The 16,651-nt window shown below is 57.2% G+C and carries 17 protein-coding genes; 10 read left to right on the forward strand and 7 right to left on the reverse strand.

The window, feature by feature from the left end:
* Positions 1-4 precede the first annotated feature (4 nt).
* Complete coding sequence (gene recR / locus NHF56_RS00975) at positions 5-610, reverse strand: recombination mediator RecR (RefSeq protein WP_252800749.1); 606 nt, start codon at positions 608-610, stop codon at positions 5-7.
* Positions 611-680: 70 nt separating this feature from the next.
* Between recR and NHF56_RS00980 the strand changes: the two genes are divergently transcribed.
* Positions 681-1,166 (forward strand): GNAT family N-acetyltransferase, encoded by a 486-nt coding sequence (locus tag NHF56_RS00980; protein WP_252800751.1) that lies wholly within the window; start codon positions 681-683, stop codon positions 1,164-1,166.
* Positions 1,167-1,176: 10 nt separating this feature from the next.
* Here the strand turns inward: NHF56_RS00980 and NHF56_RS00985 are convergent, their stop codons facing one another.
* Positions 1,177-1,611: a cytochrome c gene (locus NHF56_RS00985; protein ID WP_252800753.1), complete on the reverse strand. Its 435-nt coding sequence runs from the start codon at positions 1,609-1,611 to the stop codon at positions 1,177-1,179.
* Positions 1,612-1,748: 137 nt separating this feature from the next.
* On the opposite strand from NHF56_RS00985, the gene arsK reads away from it, so the two are divergent.
* The 6 genes from arsK (at position 1,749) to NHF56_RS01015 (ending at position 8,586) form a co-directional block, all read left to right on the forward strand.
* Positions 1,749-2,996 (forward strand): arsenite efflux MFS transporter ArsK, encoded by a 1,248-nt coding sequence (arsK, locus tag NHF56_RS00990; RefSeq protein ID WP_252800755.1) that lies wholly within the window; start codon positions 1,749-1,751, stop codon positions 2,994-2,996.
* Positions 2,997-3,155: 159 nt separating this feature from the next.
* On the forward strand, positions 3,156-3,425 hold the full coding sequence (gene rpsO, locus NHF56_RS00995) for a 30S ribosomal protein S15 (protein WP_252800756.1): 270 nt from the start codon (positions 3,156-3,158) through the stop codon (positions 3,423-3,425).
* 268 nt (positions 3,426-3,693) lie between these two features.
* Entirely contained in the window at positions 3,694-5,838 is a 2,145-nt protein-coding gene (gene pnp / locus NHF56_RS01000; RefSeq protein ID WP_252800757.1) for a polyribonucleotide nucleotidyltransferase, read from the forward strand.
* Positions 5,839-5,929: 91 nt separating this feature from the next.
* Complete coding sequence (locus NHF56_RS01005; protein ID WP_252800758.1) at positions 5,930-6,955, forward strand: class I SAM-dependent methyltransferase; 1,026 nt, start codon at positions 5,930-5,932, stop codon at positions 6,953-6,955.
* Positions 6,956-7,054: 99 nt separating this feature from the next.
* Complete coding sequence (locus tag NHF56_RS01010; RefSeq protein ID WP_252800759.1) at positions 7,055-8,062, forward strand: AraC family transcriptional regulator; 1,008 nt, start codon at positions 7,055-7,057, stop codon at positions 8,060-8,062.
* Between the two features lie 278 nt (positions 8,063-8,340).
* Complete coding sequence (locus NHF56_RS01015; RefSeq protein WP_252800761.1) at positions 8,341-8,586, forward strand: LuxR C-terminal-related transcriptional regulator; 246 nt, start codon at positions 8,341-8,343, stop codon at positions 8,584-8,586.
* 137 nt (positions 8,587-8,723) lie between these two features.
* Here the strand turns inward: NHF56_RS01015 and fabB are convergent, their stop codons facing one another.
* Positions 8,724-9,947, reverse strand: coding sequence for a beta-ketoacyl-ACP synthase I (gene fabB / locus NHF56_RS01020; RefSeq protein ID WP_252804784.1), 1,224 nt, complete (start codon positions 9,945-9,947; stop codon positions 8,724-8,726).
* A gap of 65 nt (positions 9,948-10,012) precedes the next feature.
* The gene (gene fabA, locus NHF56_RS01025; RefSeq protein ID WP_252800762.1) at positions 10,013-10,528 is read right to left on the reverse strand and encodes a 3-hydroxyacyl-[acyl-carrier-protein] dehydratase FabA; all 516 of its coding nucleotides are present in this window, start codon (positions 10,526-10,528) and stop codon (positions 10,013-10,015) included.
* Between the two features lie 315 nt (positions 10,529-10,843).
* Between fabA and irrA the strand changes: the two genes are divergently transcribed.
* The 3 genes from irrA (at position 10,844) to NHF56_RS01040 (ending at position 13,089) form a co-directional block, all read left to right on the forward strand.
* Positions 10,844-11,263 (forward strand): iron response transcriptional regulator IrrA, encoded by a 420-nt coding sequence (irrA, locus tag NHF56_RS01030; RefSeq protein WP_252800764.1) that lies wholly within the window; start codon positions 10,844-10,846, stop codon positions 11,261-11,263.
* Positions 11,264-11,310: 47 nt separating this feature from the next.
* A complete protein-coding gene (locus tag NHF56_RS01035; RefSeq protein ID WP_252800766.1) occupies positions 11,311-11,811 on the forward strand; it encodes a hypothetical protein in 501 nt (166 codons plus the stop codon).
* Between the two features lie 210 nt (positions 11,812-12,021).
* Positions 12,022-13,089: an acyltransferase gene (locus NHF56_RS01040; RefSeq protein ID WP_252800768.1), complete on the forward strand. Its 1,068-nt coding sequence runs from the start codon at positions 12,022-12,024 to the stop codon at positions 13,087-13,089.
* Between the two features lie 171 nt (positions 13,090-13,260).
* On the opposite strand, the gene NHF56_RS01045 is transcribed toward NHF56_RS01040, so the two are convergent.
* Genes NHF56_RS01045 through NHF56_RS01055 form a run of 3 tightly spaced genes read right to left on the reverse strand, consistent with a single transcriptional unit; the run spans position 13,261 to position 16,567 of the window.
* On the reverse strand, positions 13,261-13,497 hold the full coding sequence (locus tag NHF56_RS01045) for a phosphopantetheine-binding protein (protein ID WP_252800770.1): 237 nt from the start codon (positions 13,495-13,497) through the stop codon (positions 13,261-13,263).
* Positions 13,494-14,990, reverse strand: coding sequence for a hypothetical protein (locus NHF56_RS01050; RefSeq protein WP_252800772.1), 1,497 nt, complete (start codon positions 14,988-14,990; stop codon positions 13,494-13,496). Before NHF56_RS01050 ends, NHF56_RS01045 begins: the two co-directional genes overlap by 4 nt.
* Entirely contained in the window at positions 14,987-16,567 is a 1,581-nt protein-coding gene (locus NHF56_RS01055; RefSeq protein WP_252800774.1) for an amino acid adenylation domain-containing protein, read from the reverse strand. Before NHF56_RS01055 ends, NHF56_RS01050 begins: the two co-directional genes overlap by 4 nt.
* Between the last annotated feature and the right edge of the window lie 84 nt (positions 16,568-16,651).

Consider the following 16,651-nt stretch of genomic DNA (forward strand, 5'->3'; position numbering starts at 1 on the left):
TGGTTCAAATGGCGGTTCTGGCCCGCAATGCGGCGCTCAATGTGCCTTCGTCGAGGTAGTCCAGTTCACCGCCTACCGGCACGCCGTGGGCAAGGCGGCTGATCTTGATCTCGAGGCCCGCCAGTTGGTCGGTGATGTAATGCGCGGTGGTCTGGCCTTCGACAGTGGCGTTGACCGCAATGATGACCTCACGCACGCCACCGGCGGATACGCGATCAACCAGGCCGCGGATATTCAGATCATCCGGGCCGATGCCATCAAGCGGCGACAGAGTTCCGCCGAGCACATGATAGGCGGCGTTCATCGCGCCGGCGCGCTCCAGCGCCCAGAGGTCGGAGACGTCCTCGACCACGATGATGACTCCCTGATCGCGGGTGACATCGGTGCAGACAGAACAGGGATCGGATGTATCGACATTGCCGCAGATCGAGCAGGTGCCGACCTTTTCGTGGGCAATGGCCATTGCATCGGCCAATGGACCCAGAAGCTGATCCTTCTTCTTCACCAGATGAAGCGCCGCACGGCGCGCCGAGCGGGGACCAAGCCCCGGCACTTTCGCCAGAAGCTGGATGAGTTTTTCAATTTCGGGACCGGTGACTCGCTTTGCCATGAGCGGTTTTGTAGAACATGGGAATCAGAATTGAAACACATCTCACGCTGCTTCACCGGATATTTCATCCATGTCTCATGAACCCGAATTTCTGCGCATTGACGCCTCCACCTTTCAGGATTGGCAGGGCTTGCTTAATCTTATCCTTGGCGCCTTTGCCTATATGGACGGCGTTATCGATCCGCCCTCTTCGGCAGTCAGGCTGACGGTGGAATCGTTGAAAGAGAAGGCTGAGGTGGAAATCGGTTATATGGCGCTTTTGGATGGGGTGTTGGTTGGCTGCGCCTTCTTTCGGCCAGAGCCGCCGGATTACCTCTATATCGGCAAGCTTGCTGTCTCAGAGAAAGCGCAGGGCCGTGGCATCGGAAGCCGTTTTCTGGCGCTTGCCATTAATGAAGCAAGGGCGCGCGGCCTGCCGCAGCTTCGGCTGGAAACGCGCGTTGAACTGACCGGTAATCATGAGCGCTTCGGAAAATGGGGTTTTGTGAAAACCGCCGAAAACGCGCATGCAGGTTTTGACCGGCCGACCTCGATTGAAATGCAAAGAGCGGTCTGAGCGTTTTGTCTTACTCAATGCCGTTGGCGCGCTGGATTTCGCGGATATAGGCGACCACATTGGCGATGTCGGCCCGTGAAACGCCCTCGACCTGCGGCATGTCGCCGAAAGGCCAGTGGTGCGCGCGTACACCCATTGCCGCGGCGCGCTGAAATGCTTCGTCGCCATGATGGTTCGGTTCATAAATGATGTGAATGAGGGGCGGTGCCACACCATTCTGGCCCACCGCATTTTCGCCGTGACAGGTGGCACATTTCGCATCGAAGACGCGTTTGCCGACAATGGCGCTGTCGGAATAGGACGTTGGAACTGTAATGGAAACGAGCGGTTCTGCGCTGCCCATTTGAGCTTCTTCTTTTGTCGGCTGAGACGTTGCGTATAGCATATAGGCTGCACCGGCGACCGCGATGACCAACACGGCCAGAAGTTCTCTTCGATATTTCATAGCAGTCAATTCCCGCATGTTTCTGTCACGAATCGTCCTTTCGTAAGGGTTCCAGCCGCTGTAAGGTCAAGCGGTGTTTTCCAGTTGCCGAAAAGGTTGCCGCAGGCTACGAGTGGAATCGCAGGCGTGGAGAAAGCATGTCTCAGCCAGCAGCATGCTTCCTTTTTCGTTTCGTGAGCTTTTGCGTGTCCCGCCCCGCCCAACCTGTTGCTGCCGTGATTATCCTTGCGCTTGGCCTCAGCCAGATCATCGGCTACGGGACGCTATATTACAGTTTCAGCATTCTTGCGCCGGGCATGGCGCGCGATTTTTCGCTGTCGAATGAGCAGATATTCGGCTTCTTTTCAGCCGCTCTCCTGGTCGGCGGATTGACGGCGCCGTCCATAGGCCGGTGGATGGACCGGCTCGGTGCGGCAAAGGTCATGGTGTTCGGTTCGCTGTTTGCAGCGCTCACTTTGTGTCTTTGTGCATTGTCGCCATCGATGATTGTTTTTGCCGTGGGCATTGTGCTGGCGCAGATCGCGTCCGGAATGGTGCAATATCAGGCCGCTTTTGCGGCGTTGGTGGAAAGCGAGCCTTTGACGGCACCGCGCAGCATCACCTATCTGACGCTGATTGCGGGTTTTGCCTCCACACTCTTCTGGCCGATCACGACCGCACTTGCCAACAGGTTCGACTGGCAGACGGTCTATTTTATCTTTGCGGCGCTGAACTTCGTCATCTGCCTGCCGCTGCATGTCTGGCTTGCCAGCAGGGGGAACAGTCATCGTGTTCTATCCGCCAATGTTCATCGCCAGCCGGTGGAAGGCGTGCTGACGGATGAACTGCGCAAGCGCGGCATTCTGATCGTGTCGCTTGCCTTCGGGCTGCAGGGTTTTGCGCTTTCCTCGCTTCTCACGCATATGGTGCCGATGCTCGAAGGGCTGGGGCTCGGGGTCATGGCGGTGACCATTGCCGCACTCTTCGGCCCGTCACAGGTTGCAAGCCGGCTGATCAACATGATCTTCGGATCCGACTTTCCGCCGCTTGCGCTGGCGATGCTTTCGGCCACGCTCACAGCAGCGGGCGGCTTTATGCTTGGGCTATCCGGTGGGGCGCTGGTCGGGTCGGTGATATTCGTGCTCAGCCTTGGGCTCGGGTCCGGTATCGGCAGCATTGCGCAAGGTTCCGTTCCGCTGCATCTCTTCGGTTCGCAAGGCTATGGCGCGGTGACGGGGCGCATCACAGCAGCCAGATTGGCATTCGGCTCGGCGGCACCCTTCGTCTTTTCCTTTCTGATGGAGACTATCGGCATTCAGAATGCGCTGATGGTGAATGCGGCGCTTGGGGCGTTGGGTATCCTCTGCTTTCTATTTGTTGCAAGTGGCGGCGCTCGCGCCGGTTAGGCCGCCTTGCCTTGCCGTCCCCTGCCTCTTTCCTTTCCTGACGATTTCGTATATAGCCGCGCCAGCAATGGGCAATGCCCGTCGCATTCATGGCCTGAGCTGGACGACATCCCGGCTTTTGGCGACCGAATAATCCTTAAAAACAAGAAAGGAAGTTCGATGTCGATTACTGCAGAACGCAAGGCTGCCCTCATCAAGGAATACGCAACGAAGGAAGGCGACACCGGTTCTCCGGAAGTTCAGGTTGCCATTCTGACCGAGCGGATCACGAACCTGACCGAGCACTTCAAGGATCACAAGAAGGATAACCATTCCCGCCGTGGCCTCTTGAAGCTGGTTTCCAGCCGCCGCTCGCTTCTTGATTACCTCAAGAAGATCGACGAAGCGCGCTACACCAAGTTGATCGGTTCGCTGGGCATTCGCCGCTAATCATTTTTCCGGCGGCTTCGTCAAAGGAGCCGCCGGTTTTCGTTTCCCGCCAGTTCGGGAAATATTTGAAGCTGACAGGCCCGGAAGGGCTGGACCTGTCAAATGTAACCCAGGCCCGTCATGGGGCAGGATTGCCGGACGCTTTTCGTGGACAATGCCGCGATACTCAAAAGCCTCCCGTTGTCTTGCCCATGATAAGCCAGATGCCAGATGTTTGAGCCGCGTGCGATGGCATGCGGTCGAGTGTCTGCCAGATCAAGGACAAGAAATGTTCGATACTCATAAGGTCGAAATCGAGTGGGCAGGTCGTCCGCTTATTCTCGAAACCGGCAAGGTTGCCCGTCAGGCTGACGGTGCGGTTATGGCCACCTACGGCGAGACCATGGTTCTTGCCACCGTTGTTTCGGCAAAGTCGCCGAAGCCGGGTCAGGACTTCTTCCCGCTGACCGTCAACTACCAGGAAAAGACCTACGCAGCCGGCAAGATCCCCGGTGGCTATTTCAAGCGCGAAGGCCGTCCGAGCGAAAACGAAACGCTCGTTTCCCGTCTCATCGACCGCCCGATCCGTCCGCTCTTCCCGGAAGGCTACAAGAACGACACCCAGGTTGTCGTGACTGTTATCCAGCATGACCTGGAAAACAACCCGGACATCCTGTCGATGGTTGCCACGTCTGCGGCGCTGACGCTTTCCGGCGTTCCTTTCATGGGCCCGGTCGGCGGCGCGCGCGTTGGCTATATCAATGGCGAATATGTTCTGAACCCGCATATCGACGAAATGGACGAGAGCTCTCTCGACCTCGTTGTTGCCGGTACAGGCGACGCGGTTCTGATGGTGGAATCCGAAGCCAAGGAACTGAACGAAGACGTAATGCTCGGCGCTGTGATGTTCGGTCACAAGGGCTTCCAGCCGGTGATCGACGCGATCATCAAGCTGGCGGAAGTGGCTGCCAAGGAGCCGCGCGAATTCGAACCGGAAGATCATTCCGCGCTTGAAGAAGCGATGCTGAAGCTTGCAGAAGCTGAGCTTCGCGAGGCTTACAAGATCACCGAAAAAGCTGCCCGTTACGCTGCTGTTGACGCGGTGAAGGACAAGGTCAAGGCCCATTTCCTTCCCGAGGACGGCGAAGGTGAATACACGGCTGAAGAAATCGGTGCCGTGTTCAAGCACCTGCAGGCGAAGATTGTTCGCTGGAACATTCTCGACACCAAGAGCCGCATTGACGGTCGTGACCTCGAAACGGTCCGCCCGATTGTTGCTGAAGTTGGCCTTCTGCCGCGCACGCACGGTTCTGCACTGTTTACCCGCGGTGAAACGCAGGCCATCGTTGTTGCCACGCTCGGCACTGGCGAAGATGAGCAGTATGTGGACAGCCTGACGGGCATGTACAAAGAAAACTTCATGCTGCACTACAACTTCCCGCCCTATTCGGTCGGTGAAACGGGTCGCATGGGTTCTCCGGGACGCCGCGAAATCGGTCACGGCAAGCTCGCATGGCGCGCTATCCACCCGATGCTGCCTTCGGCTGAGCAGTTCCCCTACACGCTGCGCGTTGTATCGGAAATCACCGAGTCCAACGGTTCGTCCTCCATGGCGACCGTCTGCGGCACGTCGCTGGCTCTCATGGATGCAGGCGTTCCGCTGGCCAAGCCCGTTGCCGGTATTGCCATGGGCCTGATCCTTGAAGGTGACCGCTTTGCGGTTCTTTCCGATATCCTGGGTGACGAAGATCACCTCGGCGATATGGACTTCAAGGTTGCCGGCACCAATGACGGTATCACCTCGCTGCAGATGGACATCAAGATCGCCGGTATTACCGAAGAGATCATGAAGGTTGCGCTCGGCCAGGCACAGGGCGGCCGCCAGCACATTCTCGGCGAAATGGCCAAGGCCATTACCGAGAGCCGCGGGCAGCTTGGTGAATTTGCACCGCGCATCGAAGTGATGAACATTCCGGTCGACAAGATCCGCGAAGTCATCGGTTCGGGCGGCAAGGTTATCCGCGAAATCGTGGAAAAGACCGGCGCGAAGGTCAATATCGAAGACGATGGTACGATCAAGATCGCCTCATCTTCGGCCAAGGAAATCGAAGCGGCCAAGAAGTGGATCCACTCGATTGTCGACGAGCCGGAAGTGGGCATGATCTACGAAGGTACGGTTGTGAAGACCGCTGACTTCGGCGCGTTCGTCAACTTCTTCGGTCCGCGTGATGGTCTCGTGCACATTTCGCAGCTGGCGCAGGAACGCGTTGCCAAGACAACCGACGTCGTCAAGGAAGGCGACAAGGTTTACGTCAAGCTGATGGGCTTTGACGAGCGCGGCAAGGTTCGCCTTTCCATGAAGGTCGTGAACCAGGAAACCGGCGAAGAAATTCCGCGCGAAGAGAAGAAGAAAGACGGCGACGACGCCGAATAAGTCTTCTGCCCCGGTTTTTCCGGGCTGATAAAATCAATGCAAAGGCGCGGACTGTTCCGCGCCTTTTTTGCCATTTGAAATGAGACCGACCATGGCCAGAAATGCTCTGAAAACCCTTTTCCATCCGTTTGACGCCGAGGTTGTGCCAATGCCCGCTGCCGGACAACGGTTCATCTTTGTCGGTGCGGAAGCAGGCAATGCGCTGCCGGAGGGATTTGCCGCCGAACTAACCGGCATTCAGCCCTTCAGGCCGCTGTTTCGCGCGCTCGAACGGCAGAGCGGCATGGTTACGCGTCCGGATTTCGGGGCGGAGGATACCGGCTTCGATGGGGCTTTGATCCTGGTCGGCAAACACAAGGGTGAAAACGAGAACCGGATTGCGCAAGCCCTGGAGCGCACCACACCCGGCGCGCTGATCGTTGCGGCAGGTGGCAAGGAAGACGGTATCCAGGCTCTGCGCAAGCGGCTGTTCAAGCTGGGTTTGGACTGCGAGCATATGCCGAAATTTCATGGTCAGGCGTTGTGGTTCCAGCGTCCGGAGGAGATCAATGCCCTGGTCGGATCGCTGAAAAGCGAGCCTGTATTGGCGGAGGGGCGCTTTGAGGCCGCAGCGGGTATGTTTTCACATGATCGGGCCGATCCCGGTTCGCAGCTTCTGGCCGAGCGGCTGCCGGAGGATTTCAACGGCAAGGCTGCCGATTTCGGAGCAGGCTGGGGTTATCTCTCCGTGATGCTTGCCGAGCGGGCACCGCGGGTCAAAATCATCGACCTTTACGAGGCGCATTATGGTGCTCTGGAGGCTGCAAAGAAGAATATGGCTACCCTTTGCCCGGATGTGACGGCGCATTTCCACTGGCACGATATTGCCGGTGAAGAGGTGAAGGTCAAATATGACCTGATCATCATGAACCCGCCTTTTCATGAAGGGCATGCCACTGAACCCGGCCTTGGCCAGGCTTTCATCAAACGTGCCTCAGAATCGCTGGTCAGCAGTGGCGAGCTGCTGATGGTGGCCAATCGGGGGCTGCCTTATGAGGATGTGCTGGCTGCACATTTCCGTTCCAGCCACGAGGTTTGCCGCAACGCCCGCTTCAAGATTTTGAGCGCGCATAAGTAGAATTGAACAGGCCAATTATACCAACTCGACATATTTCGCGTTGCGGTTTACCATCAAGCGTCAGTTTTCTGGCGGCGAGGGTGAAAATTGCCGGCGACCATGACAGACAGATATACGGCTGCCGCGGGGATTGGGGCAGCGCTGGAGGACTATGCCGCAGGCTACGGCATTGACATAGTACCGCTGTGCCAATCGCTGGGCATGGACGTGAAAGTCTTTCATGACATCGTCGGCAGGATCAGCATTGATCGCTTTTGCCGCCTTCTTGAAATGTGTGCGGCGAAGGCCGGGGACGATGCTTTCGGCCTGAAATATTCCAATGTCTATCCTTTCGGCGCCACCGGGCCTTACGGCTATGGCTTGATGGTGGCACCCAATGTGCGCGAATTTCTGCGGTTTCAGCAACGCCATATGGCCTATGTCTCCGAGACGAGCTATTGCCGCTTCGAAACGAATGAAGGTGGCGCAGTCTTTCACTGGAGCTTTTCACCGATCATTTTGCAGCGGGACCAGTTTGTGGATCTCGGGGTTGCGCTTGTCGTTGGCGCGTTGAGGCGTCTGGCAGGTTCAGCGGTTGCGGCGATCGAGGTGGGCCTGGAACGGCCAAAACCACGCGATTTCGGGCCATTCAGAGAGTATATCACCCGCAATATCCACTTTGGACAGGACATGAACTGGTTGCGGGCACCGCGTGCATTGCTGGAGGTTGAAAATCCGCGTGCCGATGCCCGTCTTTTCGAGCTGATGGATATTCAGTGCCAAACGATGCATCCGAGCGTGACGGATGAAGATGAGCTCTTGAAGATGACCCGCGACTACGTGACGACGCGGCTGCGGGATGACCATGTGACGCTGGCTGAGGTGGCCGAATTCTTCAATGTTTCCGAGCGCACGCTGCAGCGGCGCCTTTCGAGCCTTGGAACCTCGCTTAATGATATTCGCGACGATGTGCGGCGAGAGCTGGCAGGGAAATTTCTCACCGAAACAGCGTTGAGCGCCACCGATATCTGCTACAGGCTGGGATATTCCGCGCCCAGTGCTTTCACGCGCTCGTTTTATCGCTGGTATGGCCAGACGCCACGTGATTTCCGCAAAAAGGCTCGCTGAAGGCTCAGAACGACCGGACATCATATCGATACTCTAACCGAAAGACAAAATCGCTCCGGTCATATGGGTTCTCATCATCGGTCTTTGATATGAGCATCGGTACATGTCTGCTTAATTTAGCATCAAATGATAAAAGAATGTCGCGCTGCGTTAAGGACAAGGCTGCGGAATTTGGCTAAGAGGCCACGAAATGCTCGTGGGCGAATGAATTTTCGACAGCGATGCGCGGTGTTTCCAATAAAGGCCGATTGGCACGACTTTCGGCGACAGGTCGATTCATGAATATGAATAATAATGCATTTCGGTCGGACGAGACCGGTGCTCCAGACGAACTGACGCGTTCGGAAGCGAAGTGTCTGGCGCTGGTGGCGGAAGGCGCGAGTGTGGACGCAATCAGCGTGGAACTGACGCTCACCCCCTCAGAGATCGAAGTGCTGCTTTTTTGCGCCCAGCAAAAGCTGAAGGCCGATAACCTCCTGCAGGCAGTCAGCATCGCCCTTTCGAAGGGGATCATCTCATTTTGAGTTTCGGCGTCAGCATTTAACAGATTGGATGCTGGGGGTTCCTTCCGTTCCCCGCGGCGGACAGCATTCTTCTGTTTAAACTGGCCGAGGTCTGGCGCGGTGCAAGCCGCGCCAGATTTTTTATGGGCATGCCTGGCTTATCCGTTATAGCGTTGGAAAACCAGGGTAGCGTTGGTGCCACCGAAGCCGAACGAATTCGACAGAACCGTGTCGATCTTGGCGTTGTCGATGCGGCTGCGCACGATCGGAACGCCATCGAATTCGGGATCGAGTTCGGTGATGTGGGCGCTCTCGCCGATGAAGCCGGCTTGCATCATGAGAAGCCCGTAGATGGATTCCTGAACGCCGGCCGCACCCAGCGAATGGCCGGTGAGCGATTTGGTGGACTGGATATGCGGGATCTTGTCGCCGAACACTTCGCGGATGGCACCGATTTCCTTCGAATCGCCAACCGGTGTGGAAGTGCCGTGTGTGTTGATATAATCGACGTCGCCGGTGACGGTGGAAAGCGCCTGACGCATGCAGCGGATCGCGCCTTCGCCTGATGGGGCCACCATGTCGTAACCGTCGGACGTTGCGCCATAGCCGGTGATTTCAGCATAGATCTTGGCACCGCGCGCCTTGGCATGTTCCAGCTCTTCGAGAACCAGAACGCCGGCGCCGCCCGCGATGACGAAACCATCGCGTGATACGTCATAGGCGCGCGACGCGGTGGCGGGCGTGTCATTGTGCTTGGAGCTCATTGCGCCCATGGCGTCGAAGAGGTTGGACATGGTCCAATCGAGATCCTCGTGGCCGCCGGCAAACATCATGTCCTGCTTGCCCCACTGGATCATTTCAGCAGCATTGCCGATGCAATGCGCCGACGTGGAGCAGGCCGACGAGATAGAATAGTTCACGCCATGGATCTTGAACCAGGTGGCAAGCGTGGCGGAGGCCGTCGAGGACATGGCTTTCGGCACGGCAAACGGGCCAATGCGCTTGGGGCTGCCATTGTTGCGCGTGATGTCGGCTGCCTCGACCACCTGTTTGGTGGAGGGTCCGCCGGAGCCCATGATAATGCCGACGCGCTCTTTTTCTGCGTAGTCGCCTTCTTCCAGGCCCGCATCGGCGATTGCCTGTTTCATGGCCACGTGGTTCCAAGCGCCGCCCTGGGAGAGAAAGCGCATGGCGCGGCGATCGACCAGATCAGTCGGATCCAGGGTGGGGCGACCCCAAACCTGGCAGCGGAAACCGTGTTCGGCAAAATCCTCGGATGCGGTGATGCCGGATTTGGCGTTGCGCAGCGATTCGGTCACTTCATTGGCGTCGTTGCCGATGGAGGAGACAATGCCTAGGCCCGTAACAACTACCCGTCTCATCATGAAAACCTTTGTCTAATTTTGAAAGTTTCAGCGGGCCTTTTATGTCAGGCCCGGCAGTCTTGTCAGGCGGTCTTTTCCTTGAAAAGACCCACGCGCAGATCAGCGGCGGTAAAAACCGTTTCGCCGTCGGCTTTCACCCAGCCGTCGGCAATGCCCAGAACCAAGCGGCCGCGCATGACGCGCTTGAAGTCGATGCCGAATTCCACAAGCTTGGTTGCCGGGGTGATCTGACCCGTGAACTTTACCTCACCGGTGGAAATGGCGCGGCCTTTGCCGGGTTCGCCCAGCCAGCCGAGATAAAAGCCGGTGAGCTGCCACAGCGCATCAAGGCCCAGGCAGCCCGGCATCACGGGATCGCCCTTGAAGTGGCAGGGGAAGAACCACAGGTCCGGCGTGATATCGAACTCGGCACGGGCAAAACCCTTGCCATGCGGCCCGCCGGTTTCGGAAATTTCCGTGATCCGATGCAGCATGAGCATGGGCGGCAAAGGCAATTGCGCATTGCCCTGGCCAAACATTTCACCGCTGCCGCAGGTGAGAATTTCTTCGTACGTGTAGCTCGATTGCTGTGTGGCCATGAAGTTTCCGTTCCCCAAAATGCAATTTTCTTCCGTTTTCGTTTAGAGCATTCGGCGCATGAATTGAAGTCTTTGCAGAACTTTAACAGGCAGTCTTGCTCGAATCCGGCCGAATTGTCGGGGCTTCATAATCGAATGGATATTCAGCGGCCAGTGTTCATTTAGCGTATATAGGGGGAAATTTATCTTTTTCGAGGCAGGCGCGCGGCATTTTCGGTGGAAAACGGTTGAAACGGGCCATGCGGAACGTTATAGGTTAAACAATAGTTTGGCGGTCCAGTTTTGCATCCAGGCAGGACATCGAGTTAGGCGGAAATGCACGAAAGCAGTTTGACAGACATTGAGTGTCGGTTACGTGAAGCGGGTTTGCGGCCGACGCGGCAGCGTGTTGCGCTTGCCGAGCTTCTCTATGCCAAGGGTGACCGTCATCTGACCGTGGAAGAACTGCATGCCGAAGCGCAGGCTGCCGATGTGCCGGTTTCGCTTGCAACCGTTTACAACACGCTGCACCAGTTCACCGATGCCGGGCTGCTTCGCGTTCTGGCAGTGGAAAGCTCCAAGACCTATTTCGATACCAATGTGTCTGACCATCACCACTTCTTCCTTGAAGGCAAGAACGAGGTGTTGGACATTCCCGTGAGCAATATTTCCATCGGCAATGTTCCGGAAGTGCCGGAAGGCATGGAAATCGCGCATGTGGACGTGGTGATCCGGCTGCGCCCCAAACGCCGCTGATTGCGCGGCATCAATTTCTTTAACTTTCGCCCTTACTATGCTTCGGCATGGTGTTCAGTCGCGTTTCATCTTCCGTTTTCAAACTGCTTGCGTTGATTGTCTTGGCGCTTTCACCGCTTGCTGCGCCCGGCCAGTCTTTTGCAGACGAAGCGGGTGTGGACGGTGTGTGGCGTGCTGAACGGATGCGCTTTGGCAAACAGTGCAAGACCATGCATTTTGCGCCGGATTACCTCACTTTGATCGATTACAACAATGACAAGCGCATGGATGTGGTGACAAATCCGGGTGCGGTGACCTGCGACGGGGTGGTGAACCCTGAATGCAGCATGCTCGGCTGCATGACACGATTTTACACACAGCTGAAGGATGGTTCATACCACCTGACGGCGGAAATGCAGCTTTACGATTGGCGCATGCGCCTGCGCTACGGCAACATGGTGTTTGTCATGACCATGCAGGGCGGCATGTGCAACCGCACCGCAATCGAGGTGTGTACGGTGGAATACCGGGTGCGCGAATTGCGGTTTGTGGAGCTGAAACGAGAATAGCGTTTGGGCTGCGGAGTGTCAGCAAACGGTCTTTTCGCGCCACCTCTGGCAGTCCAGCGGTTTTCAGGTCGAGGTCTGCCGAGCCTGATCTGCACGAAAGATTTTACCAACAAGCTTAAGATTAATCGTTAACACATGTTTATAACCCGGGTCCCGGAGCCTGCTATATAAAGTGGTCGTCAGAGCGGTTTTAACCACGAGGGTTCCGGAATGGGTATGCGGCGGGATGGAAAGTCTCAGCGGTATGATGCGTTGGACGCGCTGCGCGGCGTTGCAGCCGTTGGCGTGCTTGCCACGCACAGCCTGCAGCTTCTACTGGCTGACGGTGTTTTGAACCACACGCCGTTTCGCATGCTGGCCAATGGCCGCAGCTTTGTGATTTTCTTCTTTGTGCTTAGCGGTTTCGTGCTTGCGACTTCTCTATGGAATGCGCCTCAGCGCAGTTCCTATCTCACTTACGTGTTGAGCCGTACTGCGCGTCTTTATCCGCCGTATCTCTTTGCCGGCATTGCAGGATTTCTTATCGCGGCGCTCTCGGGGCATGTGGGCTTGGATGCGCTTTTGCAATATGCTGCGGTCACCGGAACGGAGAGCGGGCGGGCGCTCAACAATCCCAGCTGGTCTCTGGTCTATGAGCTTCGCCTTTCCTTTCTCATGCCCATGATTTGTCTTGTGATTGTGCGCAACCTCAAGGTCGCCATCGCGCTTGCCGTGGTGCTCTTTGTGGCGGAGGAAATTGCGCTGATTGTTACCGGCATCGGGCAATATGCTTATGGGGGCGAAACAGTGCTCGAAGCGCTGATTACGACTGCGCATTTCGCCATCAGTTTCATAGTCGGCGCACTTCTGGCCTATGATTGGAAAAACGAAAAGCTGGTTTTCGTCACGGTTTCGCACCATCCCTTTGTCGCCGCCGGTGTAGCCTTTATCACCATGAGCCTGCTTCTCGATCAGCTCAGCATGGTCGGGTCGATCATGCTGATCGCGCTTGCGCTGACCTGGGCGCCGTTCAAGATCCTTCTTGCGCATCCCGTGCTGCAGTGGCTGGGCCGTGTTTCCTACAGCCTCTACCTGACCCATCTGCTTTTGCTGACACTGTTCGGGGTTCTGCTGAAGGATGCAGTCCCGGCCTATGTTCCGGTCGTCTTTGGGGTGCCCATGTGCTTTGCTGTCGCAGAGATTTTCTACAACAGCGTTGAAAAACCCTGCATCGCCCTGTCGCGCAAAGTCCGTTCAACAACAGGCAAAGCGCGCTCCCAACTGGCAGCCGCGCGTTAGGTCGCGGACCCATAAATGAGGCTGTTTTGGCGGTAAAATGACAAAAATATGCGAGGAAATGGTTGAAAAGCGGGCCTTGTGGCCCGGTTGAAACCATTGACGTTGCAGATTGCAGTCATTTTACCGTCCTGCGGATAAGCCAAATTTGATCAGCCACTGCGTTGCAACGCTTTATGCGACCAACCTTTGCAGGCTCGAGAGATTGTCGAGCTGGGAAATGTCGAAATCCGGGCTTGAGACGTCGACGCCAAATTCCGATTCCAGAAGCACGATCAATTCGGTCGCCGCAAGGGAATCGAGGCGGCCCGTTTCGAAAAGCGATTCCTGCGGATTGATCGGAGCATGATCGTTTTTTGCGGCCAGCATTTCGGTGACGGCTGCCGTGATGCGTTCAGCGGAATTGCTCATAGCGTTACTCCAAAAAGGTTCAGGACGAAGCCAATGCGCTCGGACACCGGCAAGGTGGATGTGGGATCGCCGAAGACGGCGATCAGGCAGAAGAACAGTCCGACATTCAACCTCGGAAGCACCTCGTAGCGCAGAAAGCCGTCTGTGGGCTGCGGTTTGCGACCATACAGCTGCGATGCAATCAGGCCGGCAGACAAGGCAAGGCAGTAGATCAGGTATCCTTCAAACTGCTGAAGAAAGGCAACAGCGCCGCCTGTGAAGGCGAGATCGATGTTCTGCATGGCATGGAACAGGAAGTTGCCGGCACCGGCGGCGCAGAAGGTGGCGAAGGCCAGCCGCATCTTGGTGTTCCGTTTGAAATAGCGGAGGAAGGCCGGGTAGAAAAAGAAGTCGACCAGCAGTTCCTTGAAGTAGAAATAATAGCGGTTCCAGAAGTCTGCCAGGCTGCGCGCAGCGAGAGGGCGAACGGAGTTGCGCGGAATACCGTATCCGGTCATGCGGATGACCGAGACGACGAAATGGCCGAAGGCGCACATGGTGAGAATGTGCAGGAAATAACTGTAGATCACCGCCGCCCAATCGCCCGCGAACGCTGCCAGCCCGGATTGGGCCTGTGCGATTACAGCTTCGTCCAGCGTTGAGATATGGACCACGGAATAGCCGATATAAGTGAGGGCGTGCTCAAGCCAATAGAGGATTGCACCCCAGCAGATCAGCTTGATCGCGCGCAGGCGTACCTTGGCCAGGTCGGTTTCATCCGCCGCTTCGAACTTTGCCAGATAGGCAGCGCCCTTGCCAAAGGGGGTCCATGGTGCACCCCACATGGGCCGGAAGAGGCCGAGACGTTTCCAGTTTGGCGTCGGGTTTTTGACCTTCTGGTCGGCCATCGCATAGGCGAGATACCAGAAATAGGTCGCAAACACCCCGATGAAACTCCACAGGATGATCTGTCCCCTGGCGGGAAGCAGGTCTGTCATGGCGACTGCGACGAGAAACCAGAACAGGGCCATGAGGCACATGAGCGGCCGTTTGACGACAGCCTTGTCTGCGAAGCGGGCCTGCGCGGCCAGCACAAGGGCCGCGAAAACAAAGAAAACAAGCCCGGTGAAAAGGCCGAACAGTTTCAAGTCTATGCCGATTGGCCCATAGCGTTCGGTGAGGGCTTGCGGCAGCGCGCGCAGGGCGGTTGTGCCAAAGGGGCTGAGGTAAAGATAGGCCAGAGCGCCGAGCAGCAGCACTTCCAGACGCCGCGTTGGAAATACGGTCAGGAGTGCGAGCGATCCTGCAATGACCAGCAGGCCGCCCATTTGCAACTGATAGGCAAAGAGGAATGCGACGAAGGTGACATAAAGCAGCGCCTTGCCGGGCAGCGAAGTGGCAAAACGCACGACCGCGTCATTGCTGTCCATGTGCAGCCAAGCACGCCGCCAGGCCAGTATATGGCTGACCGGTGAACCGCCCGCGGGCCTTGTTTCGATGCCAATATCGGTCATACCGCGACGCTTTCCGGTTGTGGTTGCAGGCGGCCTTCATCAAGCATTGTTGCCAGTGCCTTGCGGTCCACCTTGCCGTTTGTGTTGAGTGGAAGGTCATTCAGGATATGGATCTGGCGAGGCAGCATGTATTGCGCAAGGCTTGCCTTGAGACGTTGCTGAAGCTCTTCCACGGAACACGCCGGATCAGCGACAAAGGCGACAATGCCCTCGGCGGCTCCATTGGCAACAGGCCAGGCGACAGCGGCGACCGCGTCTGAACCCGAGGCCTCCCGCAGATAGGTTTCAACCTCTTCCAGCTCGACGCGGTTGCCCATGACCTTGACCTGATTGTCGATGCGGCCAAGATGATGAAAGATGCCGTTTTCGTCCTTCACGCCGAGGTCGCCGGTCAGATACCAGCGCTCACCGTTAACGATGCGGAAACGCTGTTCCGTCAGGTCATCCTGTTCGAAATAGCCGGTCGCCAATTGTGCGCCGGCCAGCGCAATTTCGCCGGGCGTGCCATCTGGCAAGGTGTTGAGGTTCTCATCCATGATCGCGACCTTGACGCCCGGATAGGGTTTGCCGATGGCCATGATCTCCCGGGTCGGAGTGACGACTGCCGCGTCATTCAAGCGCTGGTGCAGCGTGGTGACCGTTGCCTCCGACGGACCGTATTGATTGTCGATACGGCTATTGGGTGCGGCTTGCGCCCACGCCCGCACGACGCCGGGCGGCAGGCCTTCACCACCGAAGAAGGACAGTCTCAGGCTTGGCAGCGAACCCGCGCTCAGCGTATTCGATCTGCGCATAAGATTGACGATGGAAGGGACGGAGGCCCAAATCGTGATCGCATGGTCGCGGATGAAACGGGCAGGTGATACCATCTGCAGCCCGGTGAGCACATAAAGCCCGGCACCCGCGTTCCACGCCAGAAACATGTTTTGCACGGAAACATCGAATGCCGTTTCAGTCGTTTCGGCGATGCGATCCTCAGGGGTTATCGCAAACAGATCCTGTGAAACGGTGGTGAAGGCTTTGACCGCGCTGGCCGGCACCATGACGCCTTTCGGCACGCCGGTGGTGCCGGATGTGAAAATGATATAGGCGACGTGATCGGGGCCGACCTCGGCGGGCTGTTCCATGCGTTCTCCGTCGAGATCGCCCAGTCGCAGAATTGTCTTCGCGGTCGGCGCGGGAATTTTTGCGGTGTCTGCAGAGACAATCAGCTGCGGTGCCGCCGCCATGGCCGTCTCACCCATCAGGGCAGCGCCGCGTTCATCCACAATCAGCGCGTCGAGGTCGAGACGTGTGAGCAGGGCCGCAAGGCGGTCTTCGGGCATCTTCAAATTCAGCGGAATATAGGTGGCGCCGCTCCAGGCCGCCGCCAGAATGCCAAGGCAGGCCGTGTGGCTGCGCGAGGCCAGAATGCCGATGCGGCCGCTGCGACGTTGTTTTGCCAGCCTGCCGGCAAGCAGGCGCACCTCTGCGGCAAGGCGGCCATAGGTATAGTTTTGCCCCGCCACAGCAACGGCGATGTTTTGAGGATAAAGTTCGCTGCTGCGCGCAAATCCGCTGGCAATATTAAACGTCAAGATCACACTCCAAACCTTGGCCGGAGCGGTGCGTTGCAAATTTTTCGCAGCTTCCCACGCCGCACCCACCCCAGCCGTCACCGA

The sequence above is a fragment of the Rhizobium sp. L1K21 genome, from assembly GCF_024055895.1.
Taxonomy (GTDB): domain Bacteria; phylum Pseudomonadota; class Alphaproteobacteria; order Rhizobiales; family Rhizobiaceae; genus Ensifer_A.

Excerpts from the sequence above, each read along its gene's own strand:
- recR (WP_252800749.1), bottom strand. The coding sequence starts at position 610 with ATGGCAAAGCGAGTCACCGGTCCCGAAATTGAAAAACTCATCCAGCTT.
- NHF56_RS00980 (WP_252800751.1), top strand. The coding sequence starts at position 681 with ATGTCTCATGAACCCGAATTTCTGCGCATTGACGCCTCCACCTTTCAG.
- NHF56_RS00985 (WP_252800753.1), bottom strand. The coding sequence starts at position 1,611 with ATGAAATATCGAAGAGAACTTCTGGCCGTGTTGGTCATCGCGGTCGCC.
- arsK (WP_252800755.1), top strand. The coding sequence starts at position 1,749 with ATGTCTCAGCCAGCAGCATGCTTCCTTTTTCGTTTCGTGAGCTTTTGC.
- rpsO (WP_252800756.1), top strand. The coding sequence starts at position 3,156 with ATGTCGATTACTGCAGAACGCAAGGCTGCCCTCATCAAGGAATACGCA.
- pnp (WP_252800757.1), top strand. The coding sequence starts at position 3,694 with ATGTTCGATACTCATAAGGTCGAAATCGAGTGGGCAGGTCGTCCGCTT.
- NHF56_RS01005 (WP_252800758.1), top strand. The coding sequence starts at position 5,930 with ATGGCCAGAAATGCTCTGAAAACCCTTTTCCATCCGTTTGACGCCGAG.
- NHF56_RS01010 (WP_252800759.1), top strand. The coding sequence starts at position 7,055 with ATGACAGACAGATATACGGCTGCCGCGGGGATTGGGGCAGCGCTGGAG.
- NHF56_RS01015 (WP_252800761.1), top strand. The coding sequence starts at position 8,341 with ATGAATATGAATAATAATGCATTTCGGTCGGACGAGACCGGTGCTCCA.
- fabB (WP_252804784.1), bottom strand. The coding sequence starts at position 9,947 with ATGAGACGGGTAGTTGTTACGGGCCTAGGCATTGTCTCCTCCATCGGC.
- fabA (WP_252800762.1), bottom strand. The coding sequence starts at position 10,528 with ATGGCCACACAGCAATCGAGCTACACGTACGAAGAAATTCTCACCTGC.
- irrA (WP_252800764.1), top strand. The coding sequence starts at position 10,844 with ATGCACGAAAGCAGTTTGACAGACATTGAGTGTCGGTTACGTGAAGCG.
- NHF56_RS01035 (WP_252800766.1), top strand. The coding sequence starts at position 11,311 with ATGGTGTTCAGTCGCGTTTCATCTTCCGTTTTCAAACTGCTTGCGTTG.
- NHF56_RS01040 (WP_252800768.1), top strand. The coding sequence starts at position 12,022 with ATGGGTATGCGGCGGGATGGAAAGTCTCAGCGGTATGATGCGTTGGAC.
- NHF56_RS01045 (WP_252800770.1), bottom strand. The coding sequence starts at position 13,497 with ATGAGCAATTCCGCTGAACGCATCACGGCAGCCGTCACCGAAATGCTG.
- NHF56_RS01050 (WP_252800772.1), bottom strand. The coding sequence starts at position 14,990 with ATGACCGATATTGGCATCGAAACAAGGCCCGCGGGCGGTTCACCGGTC.